At 47.8% G+C, this 8230-nt stretch carries 7 protein-coding genes and 1 pseudogene; 4 read left to right on the top strand and 4 right to left on the bottom strand.

Features of this window, described 5'->3' with window-relative positions:
* Positions 1–207 precede the first annotated feature (207 nt).
* Positions 208–861: pseudogene (locus ACTHSW_RS05050) on the bottom strand (IS1595 family transposase).
* 188 nt (positions 862–1049) lie between these two features.
* Here ACTHSW_RS05050 and uvrB point away from each other — a divergent pair.
* The 4 genes from uvrB (at position 1050) to ACTHSW_RS05030 (ending at position 4519) form a co-directional block, all read left to right on the top strand.
* Positions 1050–3068: an excinuclease ABC subunit UvrB gene (gene uvrB / locus ACTHSW_RS05045; protein ID WP_070460625.1), complete on the top strand. Its 2019-nt coding sequence runs from the start codon at positions 1050–1052 to the stop codon at positions 3066–3068.
* 65 nt (positions 3069–3133) lie between these two features.
* On the top strand, positions 3134–3601 hold the full coding sequence (locus tag ACTHSW_RS05040; protein ID WP_107769084.1) for a hypothetical protein: 468 nt from the start codon (positions 3134–3136) through the stop codon (positions 3599–3601).
* Positions 3591–4151 carry a hypothetical protein gene (locus ACTHSW_RS05035; protein ID WP_070460621.1) on the top strand — a complete coding sequence of 187 codons (561 nt, stop codon included), beginning with the start codon at positions 3591–3593 and terminating at the stop codon, positions 4149–4151. Before ACTHSW_RS05040 ends, ACTHSW_RS05035 begins: the two co-directional genes overlap by 11 nt.
* Positions 4148–4519, top strand: a complete 372-nt coding sequence (locus ACTHSW_RS05030) for a hypothetical protein (protein WP_070460620.1) — start codon at positions 4148–4150, stop codon at positions 4517–4519. The genes ACTHSW_RS05035 and ACTHSW_RS05030 overlap by 4 nt, the downstream gene beginning before the upstream one ends.
* A 231-nt stretch (positions 4520–4750) precedes the next feature.
* Here the strand turns inward: ACTHSW_RS05030 and xth are convergent, their stop codons facing one another.
* The 3 genes from xth to ACTHSW_RS05015 form a co-directional block, all read right to left on the bottom strand.
* Positions 4751–5521 (bottom strand): exodeoxyribonuclease III, encoded by a 771-nt coding sequence (gene xth, locus ACTHSW_RS05025; RefSeq protein ID WP_070460618.1) that lies wholly within the window; start codon positions 5519–5521, stop codon positions 4751–4753.
* A 165-nt stretch (positions 5522–5686) separates the two neighbouring features.
* Positions 5687–5965: an ArsR/SmtB family transcription factor gene (locus ACTHSW_RS05020; protein WP_070460616.1), complete on the bottom strand. Its 279-nt coding sequence runs from the start codon at positions 5963–5965 to the stop codon at positions 5687–5689.
* Between the two features lie 414 nt (positions 5966–6379).
* A complete protein-coding gene (locus ACTHSW_RS05015; RefSeq protein ID WP_070460614.1) occupies positions 6380–8161 on the bottom strand; it encodes an extracellular solute-binding protein in 1782 nt (593 codons plus the stop codon).
* Positions 8162–8230: the final 69 nt, after the last annotated feature.

The raw sequence follows: 8230 nt of genomic DNA, 5'->3' as shown, positions 1-8230 counted from the left end.
GAGTCGTTGACGGCGGTAGTGTGCGGGAAGATGAAGGTGAAGGGAAGCTGTACGGACGGTGAGGAGATATTTAGGGGCAATGATGCGGAGTGTAAGCCTTTTACGGGGTAGAAATCTGATCGAAAGGGAGGAAGCGGATAAAGAAAAGGACGTGGGGGATACATCCTTTCGGGAGAGGATAATTTAAGGGGCTGTACTAGATTAGCTCTAAATTCCACACCAATCCCGCAGGATTTTTAGCTGCCGGGACGGTGTGCCGAAGTTAAATCGAAATTCGCATTCTTTCAAGAACAGCGGGAAAGATTTGCGATCGATTCCATTGTATTTTCGCAAGACACGTTTTGCCTGATTCTAAAAATTCTCAATGCCATTAATGTGGTTCTGACGGTCGGCAAATTCCTTGGAATGGTTGATGCGGTAATGGATGAAACCGCTCACGTCCAACTTGTCGTAGCTGCTCGGACTATCGGTATAAACAATACTGTCCGGCATGATTTTCTTTTTAATGACAGGGAGTAACGTTTCAGACTTGGCATTATCCACCACAACGATATAGACCCGTCCGTTGCGTTTCAGAATGCCGACGACAACCACTTTTCCTGCCACACCGCGACCACGCCTGCCTTTACGCTGTCCGCCGAAATAGCTTTCGTCCAGCTCGACAGGGCCCTCGAAAACCTCATCGGCAGCCAAGGCCAAATGATAGTTTATAACCGTGCGGATTTTACGGTAGAACAGTGCTGCTGAATTGGGATGGATACCCAAAATATCGACTGCAGAACGGGCGGTAACTTCCAGTACAAAAAAACGGAGCAGTTCTTTCTGTGCTTTTTTCTTTAATTTGCAGTGCGTTATCTTCATATTTCGAGGGTAACATATCTGCTAATCTAGTACAGCCCCTAATTTAATTGTTCCTGCTAACATAACTAACCTCAGTTAGCTAAGGAAGGAGATGAAATATTTAGTCTTGTCAGATTAGCACACTATCAATTTTCAGACGACCCTTTGTTATAATCCTCTCTTTACCTGAACATAAAACAGGCTGTCTTATGGAAGTCATCCAATATCCCAATTCTCCGTTTAAACTCCATCAGCCATTTCCTCCTGCCGGTGACCAGCCCGCTGCCATTGCCGGCTTGCTCGAAGGGCTTTCAGACGGCCTGGCCTATCAAACCTTGCTTGGTGTAACCGGTTCGGGTAAAACCTACACCATGGCGAACGTCATTGCTCAAAGCGGCCGCCCTGCTATCATCATGGCGCACAACAAAACCCTTGCCGCCCAGCTTTATGCAGAAATGCGCGAGTTTTTCCCCGAAAACGCGGTGGAATATTTCGTCTCCTACTACGACTATTATCAGCCTGAAGCCTATGTGCCCAGCCGCGATTTGTTCATCGAAAAAGACAGCGCGATCAACGAACACATCGAGCAGATGCGCCTTTCCGCCACCAAAAACCTGATGACGCGCGACGACGTGATTATCGTCGCCACCGTGTCCGCCATTTACGGTATCGGTGACCCGACCGAATATCAACAAATGGTGTTGTCCGTCAAAGAAGGCGATACCATCGAGCAGCGCGACATCATTGCCACACTCGTTTCCATGCAGTACGAACGCGGTGATTTGGACTTCAAACGCGGCAGCTTCCGTGTACGCGGCGACGTGATTGACGTGTACCCTGCTGAAAGCTCCGAAAACGCCTTGCGCATCAGCCTGTTCGATGACGAAATCGACCGACTCGATATGTTCGACCCGCTTTCAGGCAGCCTGCACCAACGCGTCGGCCGCTACACCGTCTTCCCATCCAGCCACTACGTTACCCCGCGCGACACCGTCTTGCGCGCCTGCGAGTCCATCAAAGAAGAATTGCGCGAACGCATTGAATTTTTTGCCCGCGAACAACGCCCTGTCGAACAACAACGCATTGAACAGCGCACCCGCTTCGACCTCGAAATGCTCTACGAAATGGGCTTCTGCAAAGGCATCGAAAACTACTCCCGCCACTTCTCCGGAAAAAAAGAAGGCGAACCGCCGCCCACGCTGATGGACTACCTGCCCGACAACGCTATCATGTTCATCGACGAAAGCCACGTTACCGTCACCCAAATCGGCGGCATGTACAAAGGCGACGCATCGCGCAAGCAAAACCTCGTGGACTACGGCTTCCGCCTGCCTTCCGCCCGAGACAACCGACCGCTCAAGTTCCACGAATTTGAAAAAGTCATGCCGCAAACCATTTTCGTTTCCGCCACCCCCGCCAAATACGAAGAAGAACACGCCGGACAAGTAGTCGAACAAGTCGTCCGCCCCACCGGGCTGGTCGATCCCCAAATCATCATCCGCCCCGTCGCCACCCAAGTTGATGACTTAATGAGCGAAATCAACGACCGCATCCAAAAAGGCGAACGCGTGCTCGTTACCACCCTCACCAAACGCATGGCGGAACAACTCACCGACTATTACAGCGAACTCGGCATCAAAGTGCGCTACCTGCACAGCGACATTGATACCGTAGAGCGTGTTGAAATTATTAGAGATTTGCGGCTCGGATTGTTTGACGTACTCGTCGGCATCAACCTCTTGCGCGAAGGCTTGGACATCCCCGAAGTCTCCCTCGTCGCTATCCTCGACGCTGACAAAGAAGGCTTCCTGCGCTCCCACCGCAGCCTGATTCAAACCATAGGCCGAGCCGCGCGCAACGTGAACGGTGTCGCCATCCTGTACGCCGACAAAATTACCGATTCCATGAAAGCCGCCATCGATGAAACCGAACGCCGCCGCGAAAAACAGATTAAATTCAACGAAGAACACGACATCGTGCCGCAGCAGATTAAAAAACAGGTCAAAGACATCATCGATGGCGTGTACCACGAAGAAGACAGCGGCAAAGGCCGTCTGAAAGGCAAAAACAAAGTCAAAGTCGGCGAGATTCACAATGAAGAAGACGCGATTAAAGAAATCGCCAAACTGGAAAAAGCCATGCAGCAGGCAGCTAGGGATTTGCAGTTTGAAGAAGCGGCTGTGTTGCGGGATAGGATTCGGGGGATTAAAGAGAATTTGTTGTTTTAACTGTGCTATACTTTCAAAAATGTTATTTCTCACAATAAATACCTTATTTATGGATGATAAACAAAATGCATGGTTATAATGATTATCCACCACATTTGTTTTATAAAGGGACAGTAAAAATATCTGTTATTTTGGAGCAAGCGCAAAGAGATACAAATGGTATAAATAAACTTAATAAAGTTCACGAGTTATTTGGAACGCCCGCTGTTGGGCTTGTTGCTAGGATTCGTAGATACATAAATGGGGAAGCTTTAAAAATGCCAGAAGCAATAAATAATGAAAAATATCCATTTAAAGCAATTAAATATGCTCACTGTACCGATTGGGATAAATTCAATGAAGAAAATGGTTCTATTAATGATTTAGCTCATTTACGTGCTTATTTTTGGGATTGCAACCCATATGGTGAGGAACTAATGTGTATTACACATTTTTTGAGAAAACAAACAGAAAAATTACATCCAAAAGATACAGAAATTTCTTTGCAAGAAAAAGATAAATTCGAAAAAAATGGATTCAGTTATGAAGACTAACGTACTAGCTTTAAGTAGTAGAAGTGAATTTGATCAAGCAGTATATCAAGAAGATATTCTTATTGAATTGTCAGAAAGACTGGCTCTAGAGATGGAATATGCCCAAATCCAACCTGAGGAATTGCAAAAACTGTTAGGGAAAAATGAGGCATATGTGACAGGTTTATTGGAGGGCTTTGCTAATATTAGATTAAAAGAATTGGCAGATATTTTTTCTGTTTTTAATAAATATGTTAAGCTTATGCCTGCTTATGAAGGTCAAAAAGTTTGCTATTTAGAAGATAGTAAATTTAATACCGTGAAGTTAAATATTAATCCTGAGGTAAAGATAGCTGAAGACTTTAGAAATTTCTCCATTATAAAACATAATGATAACACGCAAACGATATCAAAATTAGTTAATGTTACAGTTAATAATAATTTTAGTTGCAACTCTGAGTTTCAGGGAATTTTAGAAAGTCAGTATATTGGAAATTCATTACCAAATAATCAGCATCAAATTCAAGATATTATCTGTGGAAACAATTCTTTGGTGAGTAATGTAAAATGAATGATATTAAATTATCAAATAAATCAATATTTTTTAAAGATTTATTTTATAAAACATCCTTAGACTCAATATCAAGAGATGATATTGGCGGTGGAGAAATGCAAATTCTTGCACAACCACAAATAGAAAAGAAATCTGATACAGAGTTTAAAGTTACTGCAATTGCAGATGTGTCTAGCACAAGCAAAGAGTTCATTTTAACAGCGTCTATTTGGGTTAAATTTGAATTTAGCTTGGTGCATGCAGAGTTACCAGATGATGCAAAAATAAAAAATGTTGCACAAGAAATCTTTGAAGATTTAGTTTATAAATTTATTCAGGAGTTCACAGAACGAACGCCTTTTCATATGACTACTAGCAAGCCGTAGCCTGTATCTCCACCAACCACGTTGCGTGGTTGCGCCATACTCTACTTGCAGGTGGCACAAAATTTAAAACCGACGTGTAGTGTATGTGCGGTACGCACGCACGCGTTCTTTTCCGTTCAAACCATTATTTCAAACTTTCAGAAGACCTCAAATGTCGTCTGAAAACTTTTAGAATAAAGGCCGTCTGAAATCCAGTTTTCAGACGGCCTGATTTTTTCTTAATTCAAAGTGTTAGCAGTCAAACTCTGCAATTACCGGTGTGTGGTCGCTGGGGCGTTCTTGGGCACGGGTTTCTAGGTCGACAGTGACGTCGGTAAGGGTGGCGGCGAGTTCGGGGCTGCTGAGAATGTGGTCGATGCGCAGGCCGAGTTTGCGTTGGAACATGGCGCCGCGGTAGTCGAACCAGGTGTAGAACGCGCCTTCTGGGTGGATTTTGCGTAGGCTGTCGGTCAGGCCAAGGTCGAGCAGGTTTTTAAACCATTGTCTTTCGATGGAGGAACAATGGATTTTTTCGTGCCATTTTTCGGGGTCGTAGCAGTCGGCATCGGCCGGGGCGATGTTGAAGTCGCCGAGCAGGACGAGTTTGGGGTGTGCGGCCATTTCGGCGCGGACGAATTCGGTCAGTGCGGCAAACCATTGTTCTTTGTATTGGAATTTTGGGCTGTCCAGGGCTTCGCCGTTGACGCAATAGACGTTGATGACGCGCACGCCGTTGATGGTGGCGGCGATGACGCGGCGTTGCGGGTCGTCGGGGAGGGCGGGAAGGCCGCAATGTACGTCTTGCGGCTCGTGGCGGCTGATGATAGCGACGCCGTTGTAGGTTTTTTGGCCGCTCCAGACGCAGTGCCAGCCCATCATTTGCAGGGCGGCTGCCGGGAATTTGTCTTGATCGAGTTTGAGTTCTTGTAAGGCGAGTATGTCGGCTTGGTGGTCGGCTAGCCAGTTTTGTACTTGGGGCAGGCGGACGTTGAGGGAATTGACGTTCCAAGTAGCGATTTTCATGATGTTTCCGTGTGTGCTGTTGGGTGGGAAGGCGGCGGATTGCGCCTGTGGGCATGGGCGGTATTGTAGCGGATTGGTTTATTTTTCGATATGGGCTGAAAGTGGCAGGCCGTCTGAAAGCTGATGTTTCAGACGGCCTTGTTGTTGTGATATGGAATTATTTGTTTATTCGGCTTGGTCTTTGAGCGTGCGCAGGGTATTGAGGATGGTGGTGGCTTCTTCGGAGATGATGCGGTATTCGATGATGCGGTGGTAGCGTGTGAAATCGATGATGCCTTCGGTGCGCAGGCGTGCGAGGTGGTTGGCGATGCCGGTCGGGGAGGAGTCGAGCGCTTGTGCCAGTTCGGTAATGCTGCGGTCGCCGTTAAGCAGCAGAAAAAGGATGGCCATGCGTTCGGGGTTGGCAATCAGTTTGAGAATGGTAGAGAGACGCTTGATTTCCATATTATTGTTCCTTTTGTCTGTTATATGAATGCTTGATTTGGGTTAAATTTGGATGATTGTAGTTTTTATTAAGATTAACCTTATAATTCAAACTCTTACCTTGCAGTGTACACGGTTTTGTAAAATTTGAGGGCATTGTTTTGCAATTTTTTGTTCATTTTCGATATTTTGCTTCGGTTGCAAAAATGGATTGAAAAGAGACGAAAAGGCCGTCTGAAATGTTCCGTTGCAGATGATTTTGCTGACGGATGTTTCAGACGGCCTTTGATTTGGCTTTAAGTTGTTTTTTCTTTTATGTTTGTTTTGAATCAGCCGATTGATTGTTTTTAAACAAACAACTAGGTTTTATGATTCTATGCTTAGGACTACACGCCAAAGGCTTGTCAGATGCTTGGACGTGTTGTCGAAATGCGACTACTTTTTCTTCCAGCCTGCGGTCATGGCGAAGGTGATGGGGTCGTAGTATTTCGGCAGCTTGGACGGAATGCCTACATCGTTACGGTACACGACGCGGTAGCGGTCGGCGAACCAGTTTGGAACGATGGTGTATTGGTGGCGGATCAGTCGGTCGAGCGCGCGCGAGGTGGTTTGTAGCTCTTGGCGGTTGGTAAAGCTGTTGAAATGGGTCAACAGTTTTTCAACCGCAGGATGACAGACACCGGATAGGTTGCGGCTGCCTTCGGTTTTGGCGGCGGCGCAGCTGAAGTAGTCGTATTGCTCGTTGCCGGGGCTTTCGCTGTTGCCGTAGTAGCCGGTGGTCACGTCAAAATCGAAGTCGTTCATGCGTTTTTGGTACACGGCGGAGTCGGCGGTGCGCACGTTCATGGTAATGCCGATTTTGGCGAGGTCGCTCTGCCATTTGGAGGTAATGCGTTCGTAGTTTTTGCTTGGTGCGAGGAATTCAAAGGTCAGCGGTTTGCCTTGTTTGTCGACTGCTTTGCCGTTTTTGTATTGATAGCCGCCTTTTTCAAGCAGGGCGCGTGCTTTGAGCAGGTTCGGGCGCACGCCCAGTTTGGGGTCGGTAACCGGCGGCATAGGGACGTCTTGATCCAATACGCCGTCGGGCAGCTTGGTACCCAATGATTTGAGCAATGCGGTTTCCGCGCTGTCCGGCTTGCCGGTTGCGGCCATGGTGCTATTGGTAAAGAAGCTGTCGGTGCGGCGGTATGCGCCGTAGAAGATGCGGCGGTTGACGCTTTCGTAGTCGAAGCTTTCAATCAAGGCGCGGCGGACGTAAATATTGTCCAAGGGCTTGTGGCGCATATTGATGACGAAGCCTTGCATGCCGGCTGTGCTGTTTTGTATCCATTCGTGTTTGGACAGATTACGTTTTTTGAGGACTTCGTCGGAGTAGGCGCGCGCCCAGTTGCGGGCGACGTTTTCTTGTACGAAGTCATATTGGCCGCCTTTCAGCCCTTCGATGCGGACAACTTCGTCTTTGACGTATTTGATGCGGATGTGGTCGTAGTTGTAGCGGCCTTTGCGTACGGGCAGATTTTGCGCCCAGTAGTTTTTGTCGCGGACAAACTCGCTGATGCGGCCGTTTTCAGCTTTGGCAAAACGGTAGGGGCCGGAGCCGATCGGCAGGCTGTTGGGTGCGGCGGCCAGGCCTTTGGGATAGCTTTTATGCGAGAAGACGGGCAGGCTGCCGAGAATCATGTGCAATTCTGAGTTGCGCTGTTTGAAGCGGAACACGACGGTGCGATCGCTGGGCGTTTCCACTTTGTCCACGTCGCTCCAGTAGAAGTGGTACATGGGGGCGGCAGCTTTGTCTTTGGTCAGGATGTTAAATGAAGCGGCAACGTCTTTGGCCAAAACGGGGTCGCCGTTGTGGAATTTGGCTTTAGGGTTGATTTTGAAGGTAACGGAAAGGCCATCCGGCGCCAGGGCGATGTCTTCGGCAATCAGGCCGTAAACGGCGTAAGGTTCGTCCATGCTTTGCTCGGTCAGGGTGTCGAGCGTCAGCATGCTGATGCCGTATTCGTGGTTGCCTTTGAGGGTAAAGGGATTGAGCGTGTCAAAAGCACCGAGGAAAGGCGTGGTAAACGAGCCGCCTTTGGGAGCGTTGGGATTGACGTATTCGAAAGCGGTGAAGTTGGCCGGATATTTCGGTGGTTGGCCAAGGCTTACGCCGTGGGCGGCAAAAGCGGCAGATGGAATCAGACCGAGCAGCGAGAGTAGGGCTGGTGTTTTCATCTATTTTTCCTTGTAGGTTGAATGTAGTATTCAGTAGTGTGCTGATTATAGCAAAGGCCGTCTGAAACT

This window comes from Neisseria sp. P0008.S004 (assembly GCF_051962755.1).
Taxonomy (GTDB): domain Bacteria; phylum Pseudomonadota; class Gammaproteobacteria; order Burkholderiales; family Neisseriaceae; genus Neisseria; species Neisseria subflava_A.
This window is presented reverse-complemented; position numbering and strand designations above follow the sequence as displayed.